Consider the following 25,233-nt stretch of genomic DNA (forward strand, 5'->3'; position numbering starts at 1 on the left):
TCTCAATTGTAAAATTCTAGTGTGTTTTATAGTATGGAAGTGTGTGAAAGAAGAGTAGAGGAGGATACTTATGTTAACGTGTAATGGAAGCAAAACGTTTCAAGTATTTATTAAAGCTGTAACCGATTTAATAGATAGTAATTTATCCGAAGAGAAAATGGTTTGTGCAATTGAAAAATTACTAGGAAAACTATTAGAAAAGAAAAGATGGCTTCCGTTAGAGAAACAGAAGGTGAATTCGACTCAATATGCACGACACTTGCTATATGAAGATCCTTTAAAGCGTTTTGAAGTATTAGCTCTTGTATGGAAAGATGGTCAATCTACACCTTTACATGATCACGATGGCACATGGGGAGTAGAAGGCGTTTTTACAGGAAGAATAATGGTGCAGAACTTTATACAAACTAAGCAGCTTGAAAATTCACTTGTTTATTTAAGGCATACAGGAAATCTTTATTTGGGAGAAGGTGAAACAGATAAAGTCATTCCACCAACTGATTGTCATATTCTTGAAATAGAAGAAAATGAAAGCGTCATCACTATACATATTTACGGAAAACGTTTAGAAAAGTTTAAAGTATATGTTCCAACTGAAGAAAAAAATGTGTATATGTGTGAGACAAAATATATTAGTTATAGTTCATAGTTTAAAATCAAAAGCTTTTCTTTAAAAAGAAAAGCTTTTGATTTTATTTTTAATTATTTCTTGACCTGAAACGCTTTTCATAAATTATAAATAAAGGGTACTTCACGAAATCAGTATGAAAACGATACCTTTCGTTCAATATAAATTCGTGTATATATAGAAAGTGGTGAAGAAATAATGAAATTAATCGCAATTGATTTAGATGGAACTCTTCTTTCGGGGAATAAAATGATTAGTAAAGAGAATGCAGAAGCAATTCGAAAATGTCAGGAAGCGGGTCATGTTGTAGCAATTTGTACAGGACGTTCTATCGTTGACATTGAAAGATTGTTGTTAGAAGTTAATTTAGAGTGTCCAATTATTGCGGAAAATGGTGCGCTTATATATAAAGATAATAAAATGATGAAGAGATATCCAATTCAAAATATGCAAGCACTTGAGATTGTGAATTATCTTGAAGAGAATGGCTTATATTATCAGCTTTATACTAATAAAGGTGTGTACGTACCGGATTATGGAGTAGAGAGTGTACGTAATGAAATCGAGTATGTGAAAAATTCAAAAGAAAATTTCGACTTGAAAGAATTAGAAACTATCGCAGCTTTATACCTGGAGCATACAGCGTTTCATAGTGCAGAAAGTTGTAAACCGATTGTAGAAACAGATATACATGTGCATAAACTTTTACCATTTTCTTATGACATAGAAAAATTAAAAAAATTAAAAGAAACGTTTCTGCATAATACTGATTTAGCAATTACATCTTCATATTGGCATAATTTAGAGATTAATCATCGAGATGCTCAAAAAGGAAATGGATTATATACTTTAGCAGAACACCTGAATATTCCAGTCGAAAATACTGTAGCGATTGGTGATGGGCTAAACGATGTTTCCATGATGGAAAAAGCGAACATATCAATTGCAATGGGGAATGCTGTGGAAGAAATAAAAGCGATGTGTCAATACGAAACCTTATCAAATGAAGAACACGGTGTTGCACATGCTTTATATAAATATGTAATGTAATATAAAAAGAAAAAAAGAATCCAAATAGATTCTTTTTTTCTTTTTATTAGGGGTAAGGTATTCTATGAGATTCATAGAAGCCTTATTACATTTTATTATATAGAATATATTGGAATAAATGTTTATATTTTTCATATTAATTGTGAAAATTTTATGAACTTTATATTTTTTGTATTTTTATACTACTACAAGCGATATGAATAATGCTATTGTCATAGTTAAATCTATGCATGAGGGCGCGTTATTGGTTGCTTGTCAAATTAAAATTGGTGTTTGATGGAATACATAATGATTAAAGTTTCATTTTATACGTAAATTCTTCTCTTTTTTAATTGAAAAATAAAATTTGTTCGAATAATTATTCTGCAGCTATATACCTAAAGGCACATTCTTCGTATAATGGAGAAGTATAAATTTTGAATTTGTATTAATTTTACATATTGAGGTGAAAAAGGAATGAATGCGCGGCTAATGGAACTTATTGATGTGAGTACAATAGAAACCATGGCAGAACAGTTTTACAAATTAACCAACATATCACATCAACTTCTTGATGCTGAAAAAGAATGTATATTTTCTTTTGGAATAAATGAGATGAAAATATGTAAACTTCCCAAAATTGAAATCCCCATTTTTTTATACAATCAACATTTAGGATCTTTTGTAGTATGGTCAAACAAAATTGACATTTTCAATTGTCAAAAATACTTTGAAATGCTTTCAAATCTAATTATAGATGGGGCGACAAAAGTATTTCAAAGTAAAAATACAACGTTACTTTCTCGAAAAGAGGAGGAACTGCATACAATTTTACAAAACATGCCTGTTATGGTTGATGCGCTTGATTATAATGGAGATTTTGTTTTGTGGAATCGGGAGTGTGAAATTGTAACAGGTTATACCGCTGAAGAAATAATAGGAAATCCAAATGCCCTTCAATTATTGTACCCAGATCATAATTATCGTCACCAAATACAAACGAAATTTTTAACTTGCGGAAAAAATTTCAGGGATTGGGAAATGCACTTAACATGTAAAAATGGTGAAATCAAAACAATCATGTGGTCCAATATATCAGAACAGTTTCCTGTAACAGGATATAGCTACTGGGCTGTCGGAGTAGATATTACACATTTAAAAGCGATAGAAGAGCAGTTAAAACAACAAACGTCTGAATTGGAATTAATTTTTAAGGCTTTACCAGATTTATGTTTCTTAACAGAAGATGATGGCACAATTATAGATTATAAAGCAGGATCCCCTTCGAAATTTTATGTACCGGCACAAGCTTTTATGGGAAAAAAGTTTTTCGAAGTATTACCATCTCCAGTAGCACAGCAGTTTCAGGAAGCAATTCATCAAGTGAAGGAAAAAGGAACGAATGTAATTGTTGAATATCCACTTACAATTAATAGGAGTATCGATTTCTTTGAAGCTAGATGCTTACCATTATTACAAGATAAAATTATGATCATTGTACGCGATATTACAGAACGGAAAAAGACAGAAGAATTGCTAAATAAATCAGATACACTTGCAGCAATTGGTCAATTAGCAGCTGGTGTGGCTCATGAAGTGAGGAACCCATTAACTGTCATTAAAGGGTTTATACAGTTATTTCAAATTAATAAAGAAGATCAAGAAAAATATTTTGATTTAATGCTTTCTGAAATTGAAAGAATAGAAGCGATTCTTCAAGAGTTTTTATCAATTGCTAAAACAGATGAGATAAATACAGAACAAAAAAATATTTATCAAATTTATAATAATGTCGTATCGTTAATGAATACAAAAGCAATTATGACGAATATTCAAGTGGAACTATATGCAGACACCAAAGACATAAGCATTGAATGCTCAGAAAATCAATTGAAACAAGTGTTTATTAATATTTTGCAAAATTCAATCGAAGCTATGCCAAATGGCGGGAAAATTACAATTCATATTAAAGAGATAAACGATGAAGGTGTCATTATTCATGTAATTGATGAAGGAATAGGGATACCTGAAGATAGAATTAAGAGATTAGGTGAGCCTTTTTATAGTACAAAAGAAAAAGGTACCGGTATCGGATTAATGTTAAGTTATAAAATCATTGAAAGTCATCAAGGGAATATAAGTATTATGAGTGAAGTTGGAGTCGGGACAACAGTAACGATTTACTTGCCGAAAGCTCAGAGTGAAAAATCTCTATCAAATTATGATGATAGATTCGAATCAATACGTCCAATTATTAACTCTTAAATTACTAAATCCCCAATAACCAAAAGTTAAGCTTTCGGTTATTGGGGATTTTTATATTTAATTTAGTAAACTTTACCTTTTCTTAACCTTTGTTTTAATTTTTATTAAGTTTTTATCAGTATATTAATATTTGTGCAAAGTACTGTATAGAAAATGTGCATTACTTTTAATATATAGATTCAATTATTATTAGGAATTCTGTAAGGAGGAGATTATGACAAGGTGACAAAGCATGAGAAAAAAAGTGGTAGAGCAATACCGACGCGGTTAAATATTTTATTTCTTTGTGTATTTTTATTATTTTCTGCAATGATTATACAGTTAGGTAAAGTACAAATTTTCGATGGAGAGACTTATAAAAATGAAGTAGAAAAGAGAGAAAATGCAACTGTGAGTCTATCTGTCCCACGTGGAAAAATATTTGATCGAGAAGGGAATCCAGTTGTTGATAATACATCTTTACGCACGATCACGTACACAAAGATGAAAGGTGTAAAATCAGAAGATATATTAAAAACCGCAAGACAACTTGTAGACATAATTGAAATGCCGCAAGAAGATATAGATAAGTTAAATGAGACAGATAAGAAAGATTTTTGGATGCAATTAAATCCGAAACTGGCTGAAAATCTAGTATCGAAAAAAGAAATAGATACATTTAGAGAAAAGGATATTAGCGGCAAGAAGCTAGATAAAAAAATAGAAGAGTTAAAAAGAAAACGGGTTACAGATAAAAATCTTCAGGAATTAACAGAGAAAGATATAAAAGTGTTAGCTATTAAAAGTAAGATGACTTCTGGTTATCAAATGGCCCCTCAAATTATTAAAAAAGATGTTAGTGAAAAGGAATTTACTATAATTAGTGAAGGTTTAGCGAATCTCCCAGGTGTAGACGTATCGGTGGATTGGGAGAGAGTGTACGTAAATGATGGATTATTCCGATCTGTTCTTGGAAATGTTTCTAATTCCGATGAAGGATTACCAAGCGAACGATTAGATTACTACTTGGTACGTGATTATAGCCGAAATGATAGGGTTGGAAAAAGTTATATCGAGCAGCAATATGAAGATGTACTTCATGGTACAAAAAAAGAAGTAAGAAGCGTTGCAGATAAACAAGGTAATACAATTAGAACGGAAACCGTTTCTGAGGGAAAAAGCGGTAAGAATTTAACTTTAACAATAGATATGGAATTACAGAAGAAAGTAGAAGAAAGTATTGAAAAAATATTAAAGGCATATAAAGGGTCAGAATCCATGTTGGACCGTGCTTTCGTTGTGATGATGAATCCGAAAAACGGACAAGTATTATCCATGGCCGGGAAAAGACTTGTAGAAAAAGACGGAAAAACAGAAGTTGAAGACTATGCATTAGGCACAATGACTAGTTCTTATGAGCTTGGATCAACAGTTAAAGGTGCGACAGTTTTAACTGGATTTGAAACGAACGCTATAACACCAGGTACTTATTTTTATGATGCACCTATGAAGTTTAAAGGAACTAAGGAAAAAAAGTCTTGGAAAGAGTTTGGAAATATTGATGATTTAAGAGCGTTACAAGTCTCTTCAAACGTTTATATGTTTAATACAGCATTAAAAATTGCAGGTGTAGATTATGTAAAAAATAGTTCATTGAATATTAAACAGGAGTACTTTGATAAAATGAGGTATTATTTCAGGCAATTTGGATTAGGTGTTCCAACGGGTATTGATTTACCGAATGAAACAGCTGGACAAATTGGTAAAAAAGATAATCAACCTGGCTTCTTACTAGACTACTCAATTGGTCAGTATGACACCTATACGCCACTTCAGCTTGTACAGTATATTTCAACAATCGCAAACGGTGGATATCGAATGAAGCCACAAATTGTTCAAGAGGTAAGAGAGCAAACGTCGCAAAAAGATGAGATTGGTAAAGTGGTGCATGCAGTAGAACCAATCGTTTTAAATAAGATAGATATGAAAGAGGAATATATAAATCAAGTAAAAGAAGGATTTAGAAGGGTATTCCAGGAAGGTGATGGAACAGGAGTAAGGGCGTTCCAAAAAGCATCTTATAAGCCAGCAGGTAAAACAGGGACAGCACAGACAGTATACGGTGGAGAAAGTGATATTGGAAGAAATGAAAAAGGTGAGCGAAGAGAATGTTATAATTTAACGTTAGCAGGATATGCGCCGTATGATAATCCTGAAGTAGCATTCTCTGTAGTTGTGCCGTGGGTTATTAATGATAAATCTGGTATTAACTCTGATATTGGAAAAGAAGTTTTAGATGCTTATTTTGAATTAAAAAATAAGCGATTGACTGGAGAAACTACAAAAATAGATAGCTCTCAAGAAGGTTAAAACATATGAAATGTTATAGAAACTAGAGTCGTCTTATTTATGAATAGATTCAAAATGGATGATAGAGAAGGATAAAATCATTCTATCAACTATGCACACTTTATAAAATAAAACATATATTGATAGCATAGGACAAGCTGAAAAGCTTATTCTAACCTCACAGAACACTCCTTATCACGGTTAGGCATCTACTTATGTAGATGCCTTTTTTAATTTATTAACTGACAATTATTTATCAATCTAAAGTAGTAAGTATATTAGGACTATTAGGGGAAGATGGACGGTAATAATTACAGTATGATTAATAAGAGTATTGAAATGTAAGGAGTGAGAAATAAGTGCTAAATATTTTAGTGGTTAATTTTCCAGCAGAGGGACATGTAAATCCTACATTACGTTTAGTCAAAGCTTTTACTGAACGGGGTGATCACGTACATTATATTACAACAGAACACTTTAAAAGCAGAATTGAAGATTTGGGAGCAACTGTATATACTCATCCAGATTTATTAAAGGAGATTTCTATTGATACTGAAACCTCACATGGGCGGAATTCTTTCTTTCATGTACATGTTCAAACTTCTTTATATATATTAGAAATTACGAAACAATTATGTGAGAGCATCAATTTTGATTTCGTAATTTACGATATATTTGGTGCTGGAGAGTTAGTAAAGGAGTATTTACAAATTCCAGGCGTACTTTCTTCTCCTATATTTTTAATTCCTCCAGAATTTTTGGAGACTTTACCTTTTCATCCAAATGCAGAAATACAATTCCGACCCGATGAGTTTTCTGGAAATTTACTACGTCAAATGGAACATGAATTTGGAGTAAAGCTTAAAAATAATCTTCAATTTATGCATAACAAGGGAGATATTACTCTTGTGTACACAAGTCGCTATTTTCAACCTAATAGCGATTTATTTGGAAGAAATAACATTTTTATTGGTCCTAGTATTTCAAAGCGTAAAACAAATGTAGAGTTTCCATTTGAATTGCTTAAAGGTAAGAAAGTTATATATATTTCAATGGGAACACTGCTTGAGGGGCTCGAACCATTCTTTAATACGTGCATTGATACTTTCTCTGATTTTGATGGAATAGTTGTAATGGCAATTGGTGATAGAAATGATCGTTCTAAAATTAAGAAAGCGCCAGACAATTTTATAATTGCTTCATACGTACCCCAATCAGAAATATTAAGTGAAGCAGATGTTTTTATTACACATGGTGGCATGAACAGCGTACACGATGCTATTTATTTTAATGTCCCATTTGTTATAATTCCACACGATAAAGACCAGCCAATGATAGCACAAAGATTAACTGAACTTGAAGCAGCACATCGATTATTGAAAGAACATGTTAATGTGCAAACTTTAAATGAAGCGGTAACAGACGTTCTTTCAAATGAAAAGTATAAACATGGTATACGAAAACTGAATGATAGTTTTTTAGAATGTGGTGGTACTAAAGAAGCAATTGCAGTTATAAAATCTCTTTTAAATAAATAGTTTGGACAATATAAAAGCATAGAGGATTAACCTTTATGCTTTTATATTATTATACTGCAAACTGCACAGCAGTATTTGCATGTAAAAGCGCGGTATCAAAAACAGGTACAGTAAGGTCGTTTTGGGAAATGAGCAATGGTATTTCAGTGCATCCTAGCAATATACCTTCTGCGCCGTTTTGAATTAATGAGTTTGTAATTTGTAAAAGTTTTTCTTTTGATGTTTCTGAAATAATTCCTTTACTTAATTCATTTAAAATAACATGATGAATAAAATTTCTTTCCTCTTCATTTGGGATGATTGTCTCAATATTAAAATTTGCTAGACGTGATTTATAGAAGTCTTGTTCCATCGTTTGTTTCGTACCCAATAGTCCGATACGCTTTATATTCTGTTCTACCATTTCTTTAGCACTTACATCACCAATGTGAAGAAGTGGAATAGATATTGCATTTTCTACTTCTTCAGCAAATAAATGGACCGTATTGGAACACATTAATAAACAATCAGCTCCGGATTTTTCAACCTTTTTTGCAACTGTGACTAATTCGTTTTTCACTTCTTCGTATTGATGATTTTGTAATAAAGTAGTTACTTCACCAAAGTCCATGCTATATAAAACAAGCTTTGCATTTTGATCATGTTGAGAGAGTGTAAGTGTATTAATATGTTTATAGTATAACGATGTAGATTCCCAACTTAGTCCACCAATTAAACCGATTACTTTCATCGTACATTCCTCCCGTAACTATTTTGAATTTATTATTTCATAATTCCGATAAGAATACAATGATTTAAATGTACCGTTAAACAAAAAATAAAAATAATTAGAAAAGTGTTGAAATTTATACTTGTTAGTGCCATAATACGAATTACAAATTAATACTTATCCAGAGAGGTGGAGGGAACGGCCCTATGAAACCTCAGCAACCCCTATATAACTTTATAGGAAGGTGCTAATTCCGCAGAGGACACAATGTGTTTTTTGGAAGATAAGAGGATTCTTGAACGTGAAAGAAAATGACCTCTTATGTAAGAGGTCATTTTTTGTTGTATAGAAAGGGAGTGTTGATGCATAATTCATTTTCAAAATAAATATAGAGTAATAAAAGTTGACTAATATAGGAGGGGAATTGTAATGAACAAATTATCAACAAAGTTAGTAGTAGCAATCGGAATTGGAGCAGCATTATACGGGATATTAGGACTTTGGGGATTTTCTATTGCACCAAATACATTTATTAAACCTGCATTAGCTATTTTAACCGTTTTTGGAGCGTTATTTGGTCCAGTGGCAGGACTTTTAATAGGACTTATCGGTCATACCGTAACAGATACAATCGCTGGATGGGGTATTTGGTGGGGGTGGGTTATTAGTTCAGGCATTATCGGCTTTGCAATGGGACTCATTCAAAAAAGAGTTAGCTTTAGTGTGAAAAACGGGACGTATAATAAGCGGGATATTTCTTATTTAGCCATTACTGGGTTAATTGGTATTGTCATCGCTATTATATTTGCTGGGGCATTTGATGTTATTGTGATGGGAGAACCATTTGACAAAATTGTTATACAAGTATTAGGAGCAACAATTGCTGATGTTATTGTATTTCTAGTTCTTGGATTGCCAATTACAATAGGCCTAGCTAAATCTAATAAGAAACACACACATTTAAAAATTGAAAAGTAGGGATGTTAACATGAAACCAATCATTTCTTTTGAACAATTCAGCTTTCAATATGAACATGCTGCGCAGCCTACTGTAAAAAACATTACATTTCATATATACCCTGGAGAAAAAGTACTAATTGCTGGACGAAGTGGTTCAGGGAAGTCAACGTTAGCTCATTGTATAAATGGGCTAATCCCGTTTTCTTATGAAGGGATTAGTACTGGTAATATTTTAATTGCCGGAAAAGACCCGAGGAAAGAGAGTGTTTTTGAACAGAGTAAACAGGTAGGAACAATTTTGCAAGATCAAGATGCTCAATTTATTGGTCTTACAGTAGAAGAGGATGTAGCTTTTTATTTAGAAAATGAATGTGTGGTTCAAGATGATATGAAAAAGATTGTTTCGGACTCATTAAAAAAAGTAAAGATGCATGATTTTCATAAACAAAGTCCACATGAATTATCGGGAGGGCAAAAACAAACTGTTTCTTTAGCAGGTTTGTTAACAACAAATGCTGATATATTATTGTTCGATGAACCGTTAGCAAATTTAGATTCAGCAAGTAGTTTACATACGATAGAACTTATTAAAGGTATACATAAACAATATAATAAAACAATTGTAATTATTGAACATCGAATAGAAGAAATGTTAAACCTGGATTTAGATAAAATCATTTTAATGGATGAAGGAGAAATTGTTGCAATAGGGACACCAGAAGAAATTTTAGCGTCAAATATTTTACCATCTATCGGCTTAAGAGAGCCTATGTACATAGAAGTATTAAAGAAATTACAGTTTGATAGCAATCAGGACGTAATATACTACCCACTTCAAAATCTTCAAAGGGAAAGTGTTCGTAGCATAATAAATGAGTGGATGGAGAAGCAAGTTTCTTGTAAAGGTACTCTTACAAAAAAAGAATTATTGAAAGTAGAGAATTTGTCATTCTCCTATCCTAATAAACAAAAAGTATTGGACAATGTAAATTTCTCCATATATGAAGGCGAAATTGTAGCACTTTTGGGCCATAATGGAGCCGGTAAATCAACATTAGCTCATAGTCTTATAGGCATAAACAAAACAAAAAATGATAGGATTGTATTTGATGAAGTAAATATCAATTCTTGGTCTATTCGTAAACGTGGAGAGATTATATCTTATGTGATGCAAAATCCAAATCATATGATTACACAACCTACTGTTATAGAAGAGGTTTCATTTTCATTAAAATTAAAAAAGGTTTCAAAGGAAGAAATTAAGCTTAGAGCAGAAGAAACATTAAAACTTTGTGGTTTGTATCCACTTCGAAATTGGCCAATTCAGGCATTAAGTTATGGACAAAAGAAGAGAGTAACGATTGCATCTGTACTAATAGCAAATCCGAAACTTATCATATTAGATGAACCGACAGCGGGACAAGATTATTATCATTATAAACAGTTTATGTCGTTTATTAGAAAACTAGCTGTACAGGGAATATCTTTTATTTTTATTACACATGATATGAATCTCGCTTTAGAATATGCAGACAGAGCGATTGTTCTAGATGAAGGGGAAATTATTGCGAATAATTCCGCGCCCATTGTATTAGGGGATACAGAAACGCTACAAAGGGCGAACCTAAGGGAAAGTTCTTTATTCAAACTAGTTAAATTTAGTGGAATTTCATATTCTGAAAGGTTTATGGAACATTATTTTGAGGATATTAGGAGGGAGGAAGGTGTATAGTACATATTTTCATCGCATGGATGGAGCAGTGAAATTGTTGTTATTTATTTTTTGTATGACACTTACTTTTTTGTTTTTCGATTTTCGTATATTGCTATTTATATTTATAATTGGATGTATCGGACTATTTATTGCTAAAATTCCATTTCGTAAAATTTGCATTGTTTTTACTGTTATATTTACATTTAGTTTATTAAATTCTGTCATGATTTTATTTATTACACCAACTCATGGATCTGAATTAACCGAATCATATACTTCGTTTTTACATATCGGATATGCAACAATTACATATGAAACATTATTTTATGCAGCTACACTTTCATTAAAATATTTTACGTTATTACCATTTACACTTATTTTTATATATACGACTGATCCAAGCAAATTTGTGAGTAGCTTAAGTAAATTTCGAATTCATTATAAGATTACATATGCAATAAATATTGCATTACGTTACATACCTGATATTCAGTCCGAATATAAAGTTATTAAACATGCGCAAGAGGCGAGAGGAGTAGCTTTTGAAAAAGGAGAAGCAAGTTTATGGATTCGTATGAAAAACCGTGTCTTAATTTTTTGGCCTTTAATTATTCATTCACTAGATAGAATCGATACAGTTTCAAATGCAATGGATTTAAGAGGATTTGGAAAGAAGAATACACGAACTTGGTTTTATACAAATAAAGCGAAAAGCGGGGATTTCATTGCTTTATTTGTAGGTGTTTTTATTTTAATTGTTGCAGTGTATTTAAAGTTACATGTATTTCAAAACTTTTGGTATCCATTTTAAAGCGCTCTTAAATGAGTGCTTTTACTTATTTTTATGTGGACATGCTCAAAAAAGGGATATTTACATAATGTATAATACGAACCAGTTAAAATGATCAACTACCTATTAGTTTTCAAACCAAAAGGAGGAGAAAATATGAGTTACGGTGGTTCTTGTGGTTTTGGTGGAGGTTTCGCGTTATTAGTTGTGTTATTTATTTTATTAATTATCGTTGGATGCAGCTGCTGGGGCGGAGGGTACTAATTTCTAATTAGTCTCCACAAATGTAAACTTAAAAAACATAGAAGATACTTATGTATCGAAACAAATAAAAAAGGAGCAATTATGCTCCTTTTTTATTTGTTTTCAGATGAGTTCATATTACATTTCGGCAATGTAATTGTCAAAGTTGTACCTTTATTAATAACGCTTCGGATTTTCAAACTACCTTGCATCGTTTCAATGATCTTAACAGCAACCATTGTACCTAAACCTGTACCTTTTGTTTTTGTACTAAAATATGGTTCACCAAATCGATTTACTTGCTCTTGTGACATACCAATTCCGCTATCCTCAATTAGAATAATAACTTTATTATTACTAATAGATGAGGAGATATGTAAAGTACCACCATTAGGCATTGCTTCAATCCCATTTTTTATTAAGTTTAAAAAACATTGTTGAAAGTGCTGTTTATTGCCTACAATTGTTGCCGTGGAAAAATCTTTTGTAATATGTATTGTATTCATATTACATAATGGTAAGATCATATTAATAACTCGGTTCAATTCTTGTTCTACTGAAATATGATCTGATTTTTCTGAAGCAGGTTTGGCAAACGTTAAATAATCATCAATAATTCCTTGTGCACGATGTAATTCTTCAAGTATATGTTCAATATACTCGTCTCTTGATTCTGGAGTTAAATTAGGTGTTTTTAAAAGTTGAGTAAATCCTTTTACGACAGTTAAGGGATTTCTTACTTCGTGCGATATACTAGCAGCAAGTTGGCTGACAATCTCCATTTTTTCCATTTTAATGATCTTCGATCGCATACATACTGCATCTTTTAAAACTTCATTAAAATAAATGACAAACAACATCAAAATGGTTGGTAATATTATGAAATAAATAATGTACAAATTATTCACTTCAAAATCTGATAAAGTTAATACAATTACAGTTGTAAATATTGCTAGAAAAAATGTTAAAAACATTCCATAAGCTACTTTAATTTTTCTATTATACTTATTAAATTTTGCGGATGCGAATGCTGTAACGATAAACATTGTGCCATAAACTATTATTGTTAACATACTAAATCCATAAAATGAAAATCTTGTAATTAATAAAATAGCAAACAAAATGATACCAACAGGGAAGCCACCATAAAGTGTGCCTATTATAACTGGTATTTGTCTTAAATCATGAATACAATTTTCATCCATATAGATTGGATAGCGCATACATAAAATAAGAGGGATACTCGTACAAAGGATAATAAGTAGTTTTTTATATTTCTTTAAATAGCGTCCGCTATCATATATAAAATAAAAAATAAATATACTACTTAAAATGTAAAGAAGATTATTTAATACGTTTTGATTAATATAAACAAAGTTCATAATATTTTCCTCGTTATTTTGAATTTCCATTTTATATGTATTATACATGATAACATGTATTAAGCTGAACGAACCTTGATAATAAAGGTTTTGTTTGGATTTTTATTGCAAATTGCAAACATTAGCTAACCAAAGATACTTTTACCAAAATTTTTTACTGCTTCTTCTTGCATATTCGGTAAAACATGAGAATAAATTCTAAGCGTTAATGAAATATCTGTATGACCTAATCTCTCACTGATAATTTTAGGATTAACTCCTTGTTTCAATAATAAAGTTGCGTGTGTATGTCTTAAATCATGAATTTTAAATTTTTTCACTGCTGCATTTTTTATTTCTTTATAAAATTTTAACCTGAAAGTATTTCTGTATAAAACCTCACCAGATTTATTACAATTAATTAAATTAAAATCTTGATAAGCAGAACCCATTCGTAATTTCTCTTTATTAATTTGAATTCGATGTTTTTTTGCTGCTTCTATTGTTTCTACAGGAACAGGGATTGTACGGTTTGATGCACTTGTTTTCGCGGTGTTTTTAATTTTATCATCACCACCAACAGTTTGATTGATGGTAACTGTATGATTTTCAAAATCAACATCCTGCCAACGTAAACCTAAAACTTCTCCAAGACGCATCCCTGTAGTAATTACTAATAAGTAAGCAATGTGATATCGTGAGTCTTGTGAATGTAATAGAAATCTTTTTACTTCTTCCTCCGTCCAAGTCTGGATGGGGCTTTTTTCTTTTTTTGGGTAACTCAACAAATTGAGCGGGATTTCTAGAAATAATATTTTGTTTTACTGCTAGATTCAAAGCTGTTTTTAGTACTCGATGCAATTGGATTAAGGAATTATTTGAAATACCAGTATCTAATGCTGATTTATAGCATTTTTGAATGTCCATAACATTTAATTTATGAAGTGCAATCATTCCTATACTCGGTATAACATGATGGGTTACATTGTTATAATAAGAAACGTAGCTATTTCTTTCTAAACTCATCCTTTTAATTTCTAACCACTGAACCAGATAGTCTTTTAAAGTAAGCTTAGACGGCTCCACAAAAATCCCTTCATTTAACTCCGTAATCTTTTTCGCCACATCTTTTTCGGCTTCTTTTTTTGTCTTATAACCAGAAAACCACTTCTGTCTTCTTTTTCCTGCCTCTGGATCAGGATCGATATCAATAATGATACAGTAATTATTTCCTCTTTTTCGAATATGTCCTTTCACTTAATACACTCCTTCATTTTGTTTTGAATCATGTTGTATAAGTCTAGTTGTAATTTTGCTGCTATGAAAATTACATGTTTGGACATATCAGCGATAGATACATTTTACCATATATGAACAAATTCAGTTATAGGGTATGATTGTCAGATAATACTAATTTCATCTTTGCAATATACAGAAAATTCGGTAATATAATCGATGGAATTATAAAGCGATTCAAGGGGGAGGAAGAAAGATGAAAAAGTTATTAGCAGTATTTTTCGCACTAGCATTAGCATTTACGGCTATTGGTTCTACACCAGCTATGGCAGCGGGGAATTCTGATGCAAGAATTGTAACTTATGTCGGAGTACTACAGAACTATATTTATGGTAAAAAGCCACTATTCAATAGTCCAAGTGATCCAACAGTAGTAGGGTATGTAGCTAATCAATATGTAACAATAAAGCAACCATGGTTTATTGTTAATACATCTTTAGGGGAAAAATGGATGGGATTCAATCAATGGGAAGTTTCACTATGGCGTGATTTTGATGCAGGTGTGGGACGTTTATATGTAGACGGAAAAGTGGCAATACGTAATGATCCGGGCTCTCAACCAGTAGGTTATGTTGCTAATCAAAACGTTACAGTAAAACAAGCTTGGTATTTAATTAATACATCTTTAGGACAAAAATGGATAGGTTATAATTTGTAAAAAAGCGCTCATTATGAGTGCTTTTTTATTTGTATATATTGAGATTTCAGCAGGATTTTCAGGAGGCAACACGTTCGCATTTTATAAACCGAATCTAACTGGTACGGAAGGAATAGCTGCATATAACCATTTCAATGCGAACGATGTTCCAATTTATATTCAAATCAATTTCAAAGGTAAATACAAGGAGCCTTTATACATGGAAGTACTTGAAGATGGTGACTGTTCACTTGAAACACATATCGACGGGGAAGATCATGATGAAATTGATCAGTTAATTAAATATAACCTCATCGACCATGCATTAGACACAAGAAACGAAGAATTGTTCCATAAGTTAATTGCAAATTAAGGGGAAGGTGGAAGGATGGCGGTCCTTTACAAATTCAAACTCACAACCATTTTCGAACACTGGCCAAATGAAGAATTTGTAGTAGCAGAAACCGAAGGAAAAGCAAGATTCCTATATTGGCAAAAGTTCAGAACAAAGTTTCTAACAATGCCGATGGTTGAATTTATGAAGTTTGTAAAGTGTGAGAACGAGGGTGTATTTGATATCAAGCGCATGTACAGCGCGGAGAAAGCTTTTAAGAAAATGCAGAATTTCCGCAACCTCCATTTTGCTTATATGGGTATGCGAGTAAACGTAGCTGGCATGTGGGGTACGATCGTTGGAAACTGGAAAACTAATTTGTTTGTTTTGTTCGATGGGGAAATTGAGAGGCATAACTGCCATCCTCATTGGGAAATTGCTTACTATGATGATGAGGGCAATGTGGTTCGAAACTACCAGAAGGGAGAGTATGCGGTATAAGTAAAAAAGGACGAGCAGTCGTACCTGCCGTCCTTTATAGGAGAAAAATTATTCTGGATTAGAACTACGAATAACCAGAAAACGCGCTTTAAAACAGTGTTGTCAAAGATGTAATAATCTATGCAACAAAAAAGCTTAGTCGGAATTCAAAACACCAAATGGCTTGCATTGGTAACAGGCTCAAAAGTAGTATATGTAAAATGAAAAATTTCATACAAAAAGCAGACAACATTTTCGGTTGTCTGCCAGTTAGCCGAATGAGTTAGCTAATTGTGATATATTGCATTCCCATTACGAGAAGAGTGAAGCTGCTAGTTCAAACAGCTTGTTGGTATTATTTTCGATATTTTTAAAAATATACAGTAAGAATTAGAAAAGTTATGAACCAATCTGCCTCTTACTGTAAAGAGAAGGAAGTACCAGCCGTGGATTAAGCGGCTTGAAAATAGTATGTATTGATTTTTGAAAAATATTCAAGGGGTGAAGAAACATGGAATATTTAATAAATGGTGTTTATGAAATTACATTATTGATCAGTGAAGCGAAAGGGAGAAGAGAATAATGAATATCGTAAAATTACGTGGATTACAAAGGATACTTGATAATCGAATTATTAAACAACACGGTTTAGAAGGTCAAAACTTAGTTAGTAATTTAATTTTGGCGCTACAGGTTGAAATCGCTGAATTAGCGAACGAGACACGTTGTTTTAAACATTGGAGTAATCATATGAGGTTCAAGATGCTATGCAAGCTTTAACAACTGTTAAAATGACAGCGAACTTCAAATTACAATCTGATGGCTTAACGTATTTTGTTTCTGAGCCAACGTCAGATACACAACTTAATGCGATGAAAAGATACCTTGACCGTAAATTAATAATTACGGTTTCATCATGTTAATAAGAACGTCACCATCTATTAACTCAATATTTTTATTCGCAGCGTATTGCCTTGCGTTCTTATTAAATTTACTAAGTGTAACAAAGTATCCTCCAACTGCATCACCATCAATAATAGCGCTATGTAACTTTTGAATGTACGGTCTTCCAATAGATTCCTTTGTATATCTTTTCACTTCAACAAATTTCACTTCATCGTCTTTCCAAAGGATAATGTCTTTTCCGCCATCATTTGAGCCAGGTGTAACTTGTGCTCGATACCCAAGAGAATTAAATAAGTCAGCGATTAAGTATTCAAATTTTCGTGGATCCATTTGCTCTAGATATTCACGATTAGCCTGCTCTCTCAATTGGTTCATACGAATCTCCTCTTCTGAGACTTGTGGTGCTTTAAGGATTATTCCTAATGCAAAAACGATGACTAATGAAAGGATAGCCCAAATCATAGAATTCACCTCAGTATGAGTATGTCCTAAATGAGATTAATTAAAATTCTTGTAGTCACTAATTTTGTTTTATGCTAAAATCCATTGGGTATTTATTATTAATAATTATTTTGGAGGATTTATGAGCAATCAGAACGACAACAAGACAAGCAGTGTTAAAGCAGTCCCAGTAATGATTTTGGGATTATTCTTACCAATCTTTCTTCCGGCTTTATTAATGTTGGGGCTAGGGAAATGGATGCCGAATGAAATTCAATATTCAGGAATAATGTCATTATTCATTTTATCTATTGAAATGTTTATAATAGCGGCTCTTTTTACGAAGATTTTAAGTTTGGTTGGCTTGTCTGAAAAGAAGTTAGATGAGTTAGGCTTTTTAGGGTTTACAATATCAATGGTTACTTCATTTTTAGCAATATACGTAGGGTATTTTTGGATGACCAAAAGTGGTTTATCATCAGTTGAATTAACGTCGAAAGGTATCTTAGTTATTGCTATTGTTGCAACTATTATTTTAGCAATTTTATTAAAAGTTTTAGAAAGAATGGAAAAAAATGAAGTGAAACAGTGAAAAAGACGGTGTATACCGTCTTTTTTTATTTTATATCTTCTTCGATCCAAATTTCTTCTAATTTCATTTCCAGTGCACGAGCAATACGATATGCAACAGGCAAGGTTGGAAGTCCCCCTTTTATTAAATTCGTCATTGCCGAATTACTTATATTCGCTTTCTTTGCGATATATCCATATTTGATGCCTTTTTCATCAAGAATTTGTTTTAATTGACTTCGCATAATTTCCACATCCATTTTAAATTTTTGCTTGTCCATTTAAATATTTTGAGAATGGACAGGCAAAATCCTTCTTTCTAGGTCATATACCTATATCAAAACCACGAGGAATACCGAGTGAAATCAAGGACATCAAGAGGGGAGAGGGCGCGTATGCGTTGGCAATATTCACATTTGAACGAAACGCCTTACCTGTATCCATCAAAAGAATTAAGAGGTATGTATAGGGATTCAAATGGCAAAAAAGAAACAAATGCAATTGTGGACCACATGGCAAGACAGGAGGTTTTTGATAATCGTGAGTACAAGGCTATTACCGTTTATCAAACGATATTATAGATGATTTATATGAAGATGAGGATGAAGTGCTTGAGTGGGGAGATGTCATTAATGAGTATCAGCCGGTTATGACAGCGAAGGGATTACAACTCATTCAAAAAGAGGGATTTAAATGACAATCGTAGGAGAAGCATAACGGGAAAATGTCAGTTATTCATTTCTTTACAGTAACCAAATACAGAGAAAAGAAACTCGAAGAGTTGGCAGCTAAATATGATGTTTTTGTGAAGGTTTATGTAATAGAAGATATATATAAAGTAATAACATGTTTTAAAACGAACTGGTTAACACTTGAGGTAAGAGTTCTATTGCATTTGTAAAAGCAAATTAAGCCTATGTGTATGTGAAGAAAAAACAAAAACCGCCCTTGATGAGACGGCTTTTTAACTAATAAACCTATTAAAAAAATTTAGGATTTGAATTTTCAATGTTTCTAAAGGGTGCGGTGCATTAGCACCATATTCTTTTGTTTTTGGGGTGAGTAATTTCTTAGATTAGTGAAGAAAAGAACGTTGTTCTTTCTTTTTATGTAAAATATTCTAACTTGGCATTAGGAAAGAACTGTTTCATATAGGAATACAGATAATTTTTTATATCCTCTTCTTCTTCTTTTTGATAAATGTATTTTCCGATGCCATATTTCCCCCATTTATATCTTCTTTTCTCTTCATCTAATTCTAATTTTGTCATCGGGTAGTTTTTTTCAATCACCCTCTTAGCTGGCTTTGTAAAACGATGTTGAATAAATTCAAATGTAATATCATCCCGAGCATCAAGAGGTAATTCAGCATTTAGGCGTTCAAACATATGATAGTATCCACCCTGCCAGCCTTCATGAAGGTAAATAGGGGCTACAATGAAACCAAGAGGATAGCCTGCTCTAGCTACTTTTCCTGCTGCTTCAATTCGTTTGGCTAAGGGAGAAGTTCCTGGTTCAAAGTTTTTAATCACATAATCAGCGTTTACACTAAAGCGAAATCTTGTCTTTCCATTATGTTTAGCATCAAGTAAATGATCTACATGGTGGAATTTCGTAACAAACCTCAATTTACCATATTCCGATTCTCCAAAATGCTCGATGGCCCGTTTAAGAGTATGCGTTAAATAATCGATTCCTACAATATCTGAAGTACACGACGCTTCAAATCTTGTTAATTCAGGTGCACGCTCCTCCATATATTTGTCAGCAGCATCTAAAATTTCTTCAACATTTACATACGTTCGTATATATGGCTTACTTCCCATCGTTGTTTGTAAATAACAATAATGACAATGTCCCATACATCCTGTTGCAAAAGGAATTGCATACTCCGCTGAAGGTTTGGAAGTATCAAATTTCAGCGTTTTTCTAACACCAACAACAAGTGTAGATTTTGCTACTCGATACTTTTGAAAATCGTTATCGCCTGGTAAATCTCTTACTTGATTATGGGAAGTAGTATGTCGAATTTCAACATCCATCTTTGAAAACTTCTCAAACAGCTCTTTCCCCAAAGGATAATCTAAAGCTTTAGGTTCAAAATATACAAGCTTAGGCATAAATGGTTTATTCATTCCAACATCCCCTCTGAAATATCACCATAATAGTAAGTGTACGCTTGGTTTGCCTCATCTTCGGTAGCATATACAGCCATTTCATTTGTTAGTGGATAATACGTTTCATAAAGAAATAATGCTAATTCATTAGGTCTTTCAGGGTTATTTACAACTGCCGCAGCTTGTATATTAGCTACGTCTTGAGTATGGGGATTTCGGTAAAAAATATAGACAATGTCACCAGCATGATATGTTTTACTTTCAGAAGAAAATTCCATTCTATCACCTTTTCATTTTGTATAATTCAATGTACAAATTTTTACTTTCTAATTTTCCTGTAGTGTAACCATTTAATTTCATTAATAAGATTACGTCATACAAACACAATTAATAATTGCACTACCAAAAAGGCAAGCATATATCAATGCTTGCCTTTCGTTCTAACGACGATGTTCAACAAGATCAATTACACCTAAAACCACGTGAGCTAAACCAAAACCAAATACTGTATTTGCAATCATTTTATTAGTTCCACGAGTTTGTTTAAGAGCATAACCTGCTGCTGTCACTGCTGTACCTAGAGCTGTTGGAATTAATCCTTCACGAATGTCCACAGTGATGCCTCCTTGTATCGTAGTTAGTAATAAATTTGTTTCAATCCTTTGAAGTAAAGCGTTGAAACAAGTATTAGTATTTTTCTTTTTAGTAAAATTATGTGGAGTTTTTATGAATAAGTATTTCGGATTCATTACAGCAATAGAGAGTGAAGAAAATATAACCTGTTTTCTATTACCAATTATGAGTAATCAAAACTGTTTAGGCCCATACTAATCTGTGTTTAATACATGATAGATATGAAGTTGAATATAAAATGGAACATAAAGGTAAAAATTCAATAGAAGATGCATTACTTCAGTACAAATATGGTTTGGGAGTATTTGCTGAGAAGATGCCGAAACCTACTGAACAATTTAATTCATTTACGGAAGAGTGCTTTAAAGATGGTGCGCTATCAAAAAAGCAAAAACAATTGATTGCATTAGGTATTAGTCTTTATTCACAGGATGAGTATTGTATTATTTATCATACAAAGGGATGTTTTGATCAAGGAGCTTCTGAACAAGAAATACTAGAAAGCATTGGTGTAACGGCAGCATTTGGCTGTGGCCCTACTATGAGTCAAGCAGTCACACTTGTTCAAAAATGTATAGAAGAACTAAAGAATATGAATTAATTAGAATAGAATTGATTGCATGAAAGTTTAGCTTTTTTATTTCTAAAATGTTTTTTTATTAATTGGCAAACATGAAAAAACTTGAGCATTTTTGGTTATGCTCAAGTTTTTATAAGATATTAATTCATACTAAAAATCGTCCAGGATAAGTATGTAGCAAATGCAGACCATAAAAAATATGGGATGAATAAGTAAGTTGATATCTTAGATAATTTCAAAGAAAAGACAATTAGTAACAATGTGGTAATTGTGATTAAAAAACAATCTATTGTTGCTAAAAATAAATTCTTTTGGCTAAATTGAAAATAACTGAACGCTTGATTGCAGATATAATTTAAAAGAAATAGGAACCAATATAGTTTTTGATGAAGCCCATACCTGTTATAAATAATTGTAATTGATAATGCAATAAGCCCATATAAAAAAAACCAAACAATTCCGATTATCATACCAGAAGGAGTCCAAGATGGTTTTTGCAGGGCATCATACCAAACACGATCGATAGGGAATAAAATACTGGAAAGATAAAATAAACCATATGTGAGTAAGAATATCATGATACTAGATTTTTTCATAAACATTCTCCTTATTATATAGAAGATTACAGAACTCTATACAATAGTATGTCCTTCCAACAAATACAATTATTATATTCAATATGTACATAGGTATTTTTGTTGAAATTATTTAGCATTAGGATCTACAGAGAAAAGAGGCTGGAGGATATAATTGCAAAGGATGTTGTATTTAAAAGGTTTAGTAATAGAAGAAATAAAAAAGTGCTAACAAGTTTGCAAACGAACTTGCTAACACCTATACAAAATAGACTTAACCAAGTAGACAGTACTAATATGCAATATTCATGAAAGCATCTATGTTATACATGATTATAGTAGAAACTTTATGTTTTTAATAATATTGGTTATATATTTTCAGCATTTGCCACGTTTATCCACTCTTCATAAAATACTTTAACTGATTCATATCGTTCAGCTCGGCTTTCATTTACAGCACGATACGCTATTTCATATAAATCCCTACTTGCTTCCCATTTTGTAAAGGAACGATCTTTTCCACCTCCTAAAATTTCGAAAGCCATCGCCCCCATATTAAATACATTTGTTCTTGCATCAATCATAGCGTTTAGCTCAAATTCTTCAGGAGACATAAAACGCGAGGAACCCCATAATCTTCCCATTTTATTCACGTATGGTTTTTTAGAATATAAATCAATATCACAAATCTTCGTCTTATTTGTATGAAAATTATATAAAATACTACCGTCATAAAAATCTATTGCTACATAGTTTTCCTTTTCGACATATGTATGGAAAGAAAACATAGAATTTAAGGATTGAATTCGCTCCAAAACAGATAAATGCTTATATTTATAATAAGGAGAGTTTGGATTTTTATATTTCTCAGGAGGCGGGAAACTCCAATGTGAATGAAGACATTCGCCATCAAACCAATCAAAAATTAAGACATATCCAGATTGAACGGGAAAATGTTCAATTAATTGTATAAGTGATTCATGCTTTAATTCTTCATATAAGGAAACTGAATTTTTTAATCTATCAATTGCATCGCCGGTCTTTCCGTTATATGCAATTGTATGTGCCCCTGCATATTTAATAAATTTCTTATGCCCATCTTTTACTACACCAAAAGATAGATTTCCTGAATCTTGCTGGTCAAAAACCGCAAATACGGTTCCTAATTTCATAAGCCAATCAAAATTATGATATTTTTTTAATTGGAATGTTACTTGATTTAATTGAATTTCAACTGGAATATCTTTCATAATATACCTCACATTTATTATAATTAAGTTGTATATTTCAGTATTCGACATATTTTGTAAAAATCCTATGTTAATTACATTAAATTTTATAAATATAATAATAAATACTTATAAAAGGGTGAACAATATGGAACAACAAATCGTTATTAAACCATATCAAAAAGATTGGTATGAAGAGTATTTAATAGAAAAGGAGAAATTTATTTCATTATTTGGAGGAGAATGTATTGCTATTGAACACATAGGGAGCACATCTGTACAAGGATTAGGAGCGAAACCTCTAATTGATATGATGATTGGCGTAACGGATTTACAAATTACTGAAAAGAGGATTGAAGATTTATTAAAAATTGGATATGAGTATGTTCCAAAAGAAACACCTAATCGACGTTTTTTTAGAAAAGGAAAATGGAGAGCTGGTACCCATCATTTGCATGTTTATATTTATAATAGTGACGAATGGAAAAACAATCTTTTATTTCGAGACTTTCTAATAAAACATGAATGGGCACGTAAAGAATATAGAGAATTAAAAGAGAAACTTGCAGCTACATATCCTTTTGATCGTGTTTCATATACAAAGGAAAAGGCACCGTTTATTCAAAGAATTTTAGAATTGGCCAAAACTCAAAAAAACTAAAATTACAGATTCTTATCTAAAAAATTTTAAAAACCCCTTCCTACGTTATTTATAGGGAGGAATTTTTTCTTTTGTCATAACGATATACATTATTTCTAATTATTGGAGACGGATTATTTTATTTATTTCGATATTTCTAGTACATTGAAAATATTAAGGGGGAATTAAACAATGAAAGCTATTGTACATCAATATAAAAAAGGGATAGAAGGATTAGAATATAAATTTTCATCTGAAACAAATCCTAATGCTGGTGAAGTAAAAGTAAAGTTAAAAGCTGCAGGATTAAATCATAGGGATTTATTTATTATAAACAATAGAAAAGAAATGGAGCTGCCGTTAGTAATAGGGTCAGATGGTTCAGGAATTGTTATAGAAATCGGAGAAGGTGTTTCAAATAATTTATTAAATAGCGAGGTTATTATAAATCCTAGCATTGGATGGGATAATATTGCTGAAATACCTGAGTTACCAGAGGTGTTAGGTGGACCGAAAGATGGTACGTTTGCTGAATATGTGATTGTACCAGCTGAAAATGTAGTGGCAAAACCGTCATATCTTACTTGGGATGAGGCTGGAGTTTTATCTTTATCGGCATTAACAGCATATAGAGCGCTTTTTACAAAAGGTAGATTGAAGTGTGGAGAACATGTTTTAATTCCGGGAATAGGCGGCGGTGTAGCGACATTTTCCATGTTATTTGCGAAAGCAATTGGTGCAAAAGTGATTGTTACTTCAAGGGTAGCGACTAAAAGACAGCTTGCTGAAAAATATGGCGCAGACATTTCTTTTAATAGTTCTGGAAATTGGGAAGAGAGTTTACGCGGAGAGAAAGTAGATTTAATAATTGATAGTATAGGTCCAGCAACATTTTTACAATATTTTGATGTATTAAAACCAAATGGGAGAATTGTTAATTTTGGTGCTAGCTCAGGAGATAAAATTGAATTACCTTTACGAGCATTATTTTATAATCAAATCGATATTATGGGGACATCTATGGGTAGCCGTGAGGAATTTAATGAAATGATTAAGTTTATAGAGAAATGTAAAATTAAACCAATTATTGATAAAGTTTATTCGTTAGAAGAAGCCATTCAAGCGTTAAGCCGTATGGAACAGGGCGAACAGTTCGGTAATATCGCTCTACGTATGGAATAAAAATATGATTTAATAACCTATGTTTTTATATGAATATGTTATGTAATA

The 25,233-nt window shown here is 32.0% G+C and carries 27 protein-coding genes, 4 pseudogenes and 1 riboswitch; of the genes and pseudogenes, 20 read left to right on the forward strand and 11 right to left on the reverse strand.

Annotated elements, in window-relative coordinates; all coding sequences use genetic code 11:
* Positions 1-70: 70 nt before the first annotated feature.
* The 5 genes from ILT06_RS23675 to ILT06_RS23695 all read left to right on the forward strand — a co-directional run bounded on the left by ILT06_RS23675 (position 71) and on the right by ILT06_RS23695 (position 7,788).
* Positions 71-649 carry a cysteine dioxygenase family protein gene (locus ILT06_RS23675; protein WP_064475360.1) on the forward strand — a complete coding sequence of 193 codons (579 nt, stop codon included), beginning with the start codon at positions 71-73 and terminating at the stop codon, positions 647-649.
* Positions 650-826: 177 nt separating this feature from the next.
* Positions 827-1,678, forward strand: a complete 852-nt coding sequence (locus ILT06_RS23680; RefSeq protein ID WP_064475361.1) for a Cof-type HAD-IIB family hydrolase — start codon at positions 827-829, stop codon at positions 1,676-1,678.
* Positions 1,679-2,134: 456 nt separating this feature from the next.
* The gene (locus ILT06_RS23685; RefSeq protein WP_064475362.1) at positions 2,135-3,922 is read left to right on the forward strand and encodes a PAS domain-containing sensor histidine kinase; all 1,788 of its coding nucleotides are present in this window, start codon (positions 2,135-2,137) and stop codon (positions 3,920-3,922) included.
* Positions 3,923-4,144: 222 nt separating this feature from the next.
* Positions 4,145-6,271, forward strand: a complete 2,127-nt coding sequence (locus tag ILT06_RS23690) for a peptidoglycan D,D-transpeptidase FtsI family protein (protein ID WP_064475363.1) — start codon at positions 4,145-4,147, stop codon at positions 6,269-6,271.
* Between the two features lie 338 nt (positions 6,272-6,609).
* Positions 6,610-7,788, forward strand: coding sequence for a macrolide family glycosyltransferase (locus ILT06_RS23695; protein ID WP_064475364.1), 1,179 nt, complete (start codon positions 6,610-6,612; stop codon positions 7,786-7,788).
* A 49-nt stretch (positions 7,789-7,837) separates the two neighbouring features.
* Here ILT06_RS23695 and ILT06_RS23700 read toward each other — a convergent pair whose 3' ends face one another.
* A complete protein-coding gene (locus ILT06_RS23700) occupies positions 7,838-8,518 on the reverse strand; it encodes an aspartate/glutamate racemase family protein (protein WP_064475365.1) in 681 nt (226 codons plus the stop codon).
* Between the two features lie 153 nt (positions 8,519-8,671).
* Positions 8,672-8,787: riboswitch (SAM riboswitch) on the forward strand.
* Between the two features lie 139 nt (positions 8,788-8,926).
* Here ILT06_RS23700 and ILT06_RS23705 point away from each other — a divergent pair.
* From ILT06_RS23705 to ILT06_RS23720, 4 genes are all read left to right on the forward strand, one after another.
* Positions 8,927-9,475, forward strand: a complete 549-nt coding sequence (locus ILT06_RS23705; RefSeq protein ID WP_001038206.1) for an ECF-type riboflavin transporter substrate-binding protein — start codon at positions 8,927-8,929, stop codon at positions 9,473-9,475.
* Between the two features lie 10 nt (positions 9,476-9,485).
* Entirely contained in the window at positions 9,486-11,189 is a 1,704-nt protein-coding gene (locus ILT06_RS23710; RefSeq protein ID WP_222655595.1) for an ABC transporter ATP-binding protein, read from the forward strand.
* A complete protein-coding gene (locus tag ILT06_RS23715) occupies positions 11,182-11,982 on the forward strand; it encodes an energy-coupling factor transporter transmembrane component T family protein (protein WP_064475367.1) in 801 nt (266 codons plus the stop codon). Before ILT06_RS23710 ends, ILT06_RS23715 begins: the two co-directional genes overlap by 8 nt.
* 135 nt (positions 11,983-12,117) lie before the next feature.
* Positions 12,118-12,225 carry a YjcZ family sporulation protein gene (locus ILT06_RS23720; RefSeq protein ID WP_000120182.1) on the forward strand — a complete coding sequence of 36 codons (108 nt, stop codon included), beginning with the start codon at positions 12,118-12,120 and terminating at the stop codon, positions 12,223-12,225.
* Positions 12,226-12,317: 92 nt separating this feature from the next.
* Here the strand turns inward: ILT06_RS23720 and ILT06_RS23725 are convergent, their stop codons facing one another.
* The 3 genes from ILT06_RS23725 to ILT06_RS33170 all read right to left on the reverse strand — a co-directional run bounded on the left by ILT06_RS23725 (position 12,318) and on the right by ILT06_RS33170 (position 14,822).
* A complete protein-coding gene (locus ILT06_RS23725) occupies positions 12,318-13,586 on the reverse strand; it encodes a sensor histidine kinase (protein WP_064475368.1) in 1,269 nt (422 codons plus the stop codon).
* Between the two features lie 125 nt (positions 13,587-13,711).
* Positions 13,712-14,254 (reverse strand): site-specific integrase, encoded by a 543-nt coding sequence (locus tag ILT06_RS33165; RefSeq protein WP_374453487.1) that lies wholly within the window; start codon positions 14,252-14,254, stop codon positions 13,712-13,714.
* Positions 14,181-14,822, reverse strand: a complete 642-nt coding sequence (locus tag ILT06_RS33170) for an Arm DNA-binding domain-containing protein (RefSeq protein ID WP_371410186.1) — start codon at positions 14,820-14,822, stop codon at positions 14,181-14,183. The genes ILT06_RS33165 and ILT06_RS33170 overlap by 74 nt, the downstream gene beginning before the upstream one ends.
* A gap of 235 nt (positions 14,823-15,057) precedes the next feature.
* On the opposite strand from ILT06_RS33170, the gene ILT06_RS23735 reads away from it, so the two are divergent.
* The 5 genes and pseudogenes from ILT06_RS23735 to ILT06_RS23755 all read left to right on the forward strand — a co-directional run.
* On the forward strand, positions 15,058-15,519 hold the full coding sequence (locus tag ILT06_RS23735; RefSeq protein WP_064475369.1) for a hypothetical protein: 462 nt from the start codon (positions 15,058-15,060) through the stop codon (positions 15,517-15,519).
* Positions 15,520-15,532: 13 nt separating this feature from the next.
* Entirely contained in the window at positions 15,533-15,871 is a 339-nt protein-coding gene (locus ILT06_RS23740; protein ID WP_222655596.1) for an IDEAL domain-containing protein, read from the forward strand.
* A gap of 15 nt (positions 15,872-15,886) precedes the next feature.
* Positions 15,887-16,333 carry a hypothetical protein gene (locus ILT06_RS23745; protein WP_064475370.1) on the forward strand — a complete coding sequence of 149 codons (447 nt, stop codon included), beginning with the start codon at positions 15,887-15,889 and terminating at the stop codon, positions 16,331-16,333.
* A 561-nt stretch (positions 16,334-16,894) separates the two neighbouring features.
* A pseudogene (locus ILT06_RS23750) lies at positions 16,895-17,059 on the forward strand (dUTP diphosphatase); the annotation flags it as partial.
* 2 nt (positions 17,060-17,061) lie between these two features.
* Positions 17,062-17,235, forward strand: a pseudogene (locus tag ILT06_RS23755) (N-acetylmuramoyl-L-alanine amidase C-terminal domain-containing protein); the annotation flags it as partial.
* On the opposite strand, the gene ILT06_RS23760 reads toward ILT06_RS23755, so the two are convergent.
* The gene (locus tag ILT06_RS23760; RefSeq protein ID WP_222655597.1) at positions 17,216-17,680 is read right to left on the reverse strand and encodes a restriction endonuclease; all 465 of its coding nucleotides are present in this window, start codon (positions 17,678-17,680) and stop codon (positions 17,216-17,218) included. The pseudogene ILT06_RS23755 and the gene ILT06_RS23760 sit on opposite strands and share 20 nt — an antisense overlap.
* A 121-nt stretch (positions 17,681-17,801) precedes the next feature.
* On the opposite strand from ILT06_RS23760, the gene ILT06_RS23765 reads away from it, so the two are divergent.
* The gene (locus tag ILT06_RS23765) at positions 17,802-18,251 is read left to right on the forward strand and encodes an epimerase (protein ID WP_098101534.1); all 450 of its coding nucleotides are present in this window, start codon (positions 17,802-17,804) and stop codon (positions 18,249-18,251) included.
* A gap of 25 nt (positions 18,252-18,276) precedes the next feature.
* Here ILT06_RS23765 and ILT06_RS23770 read toward each other — a convergent pair whose 3' ends face one another.
* The gene (locus ILT06_RS23770) at positions 18,277-18,474 is read right to left on the reverse strand and encodes a helix-turn-helix transcriptional regulator (protein ID WP_064475970.1); all 198 of its coding nucleotides are present in this window, start codon (positions 18,472-18,474) and stop codon (positions 18,277-18,279) included.
* 150 nt (positions 18,475-18,624) lie between these two features.
* On the opposite strand from ILT06_RS23770, the pseudogene ILT06_RS23775 reads away from it, so the two are divergent.
* Both ILT06_RS23775 and ILT06_RS33305 read left to right on the forward strand, forming a co-directional pair.
* A pseudogene (locus tag ILT06_RS23775) lies at positions 18,625-18,926 on the forward strand (hypothetical protein).
* Between the two features lie 9 nt (positions 18,927-18,935).
* Positions 18,936-19,061 (forward strand): annotated as a pseudogene (locus ILT06_RS33305) (replication-relaxation family protein); the annotation flags it as partial.
* Between the two features lie 274 nt (positions 19,062-19,335).
* On the opposite strand, the gene splB reads toward ILT06_RS33305, so the two are convergent.
* The 3 genes from splB to ILT06_RS23790 all read right to left on the reverse strand — a co-directional run bounded on the left by splB (position 19,336) and on the right by ILT06_RS23790 (position 20,960).
* Entirely contained in the window at positions 19,336-20,364 is a 1,029-nt protein-coding gene (gene splB, locus ILT06_RS23780) for a spore photoproduct lyase (protein ID WP_088046699.1), read from the reverse strand.
* Positions 20,361-20,624, reverse strand: a complete 264-nt coding sequence (locus tag ILT06_RS23785) for a transcriptional regulator SplA domain-containing protein (RefSeq protein WP_064475375.1) — start codon at positions 20,622-20,624, stop codon at positions 20,361-20,363. Before ILT06_RS23785 ends, splB begins: the two co-directional genes overlap by 4 nt.
* 162 nt (positions 20,625-20,786) lie before the next feature.
* Positions 20,787-20,960: a hypothetical protein gene (locus tag ILT06_RS23790; protein ID WP_000354585.1), complete on the reverse strand. Its 174-nt coding sequence runs from the start codon at positions 20,958-20,960 to the stop codon at positions 20,787-20,789.
* 257 nt (positions 20,961-21,217) lie between these two features.
* On the opposite strand from ILT06_RS23790, the gene ILT06_RS23795 reads away from it, so the two are divergent.
* A complete protein-coding gene (locus ILT06_RS23795; protein WP_064475376.1) occupies positions 21,218-21,580 on the forward strand; it encodes a carboxymuconolactone decarboxylase family protein in 363 nt (120 codons plus the stop codon).
* Positions 21,581-21,699: 119 nt separating this feature from the next.
* On the opposite strand, the gene ILT06_RS23800 is transcribed toward ILT06_RS23795, so the two are convergent.
* Together ILT06_RS23800 and ILT06_RS23805 are read right to left on the reverse strand one after the other, a co-directional pair.
* Positions 21,700-22,155, reverse strand: coding sequence for a TspO/MBR family protein (locus ILT06_RS23800; protein ID WP_222655598.1), 456 nt, complete (start codon positions 22,153-22,155; stop codon positions 21,700-21,702).
* 347 nt (positions 22,156-22,502) lie between these two features.
* Positions 22,503-23,384, reverse strand: coding sequence for a protein kinase domain-containing protein (locus ILT06_RS23805; protein WP_064475378.1), 882 nt, complete (start codon positions 23,382-23,384; stop codon positions 22,503-22,505).
* A gap of 127 nt (positions 23,385-23,511) precedes the next feature.
* Here ILT06_RS23805 and ILT06_RS23810 point away from each other — a divergent pair, with 127 nt between their 5' ends.
* Together ILT06_RS23810 and ILT06_RS23815 are read left to right on the forward strand one after the other, a co-directional pair.
* A complete protein-coding gene (locus ILT06_RS23810) occupies positions 23,512-24,024 on the forward strand; it encodes a GrpB family protein (RefSeq protein ID WP_098101539.1) in 513 nt (170 codons plus the stop codon).
* Between the two features lie 171 nt (positions 24,025-24,195).
* A complete protein-coding gene (locus ILT06_RS23815; protein WP_064475380.1) occupies positions 24,196-25,185 on the forward strand; it encodes a zinc-binding dehydrogenase in 990 nt (329 codons plus the stop codon).
* Positions 25,186-25,233: the final 48 nt, after the last annotated feature.

Source organism: Bacillus sp. 17RED48 (genome assembly GCF_019837545.1).
Lineage (GTDB): Bacteria > Bacillota > Bacilli > Bacillales > Bacillaceae_G > Bacillus_A > Bacillus_A wiedmannii.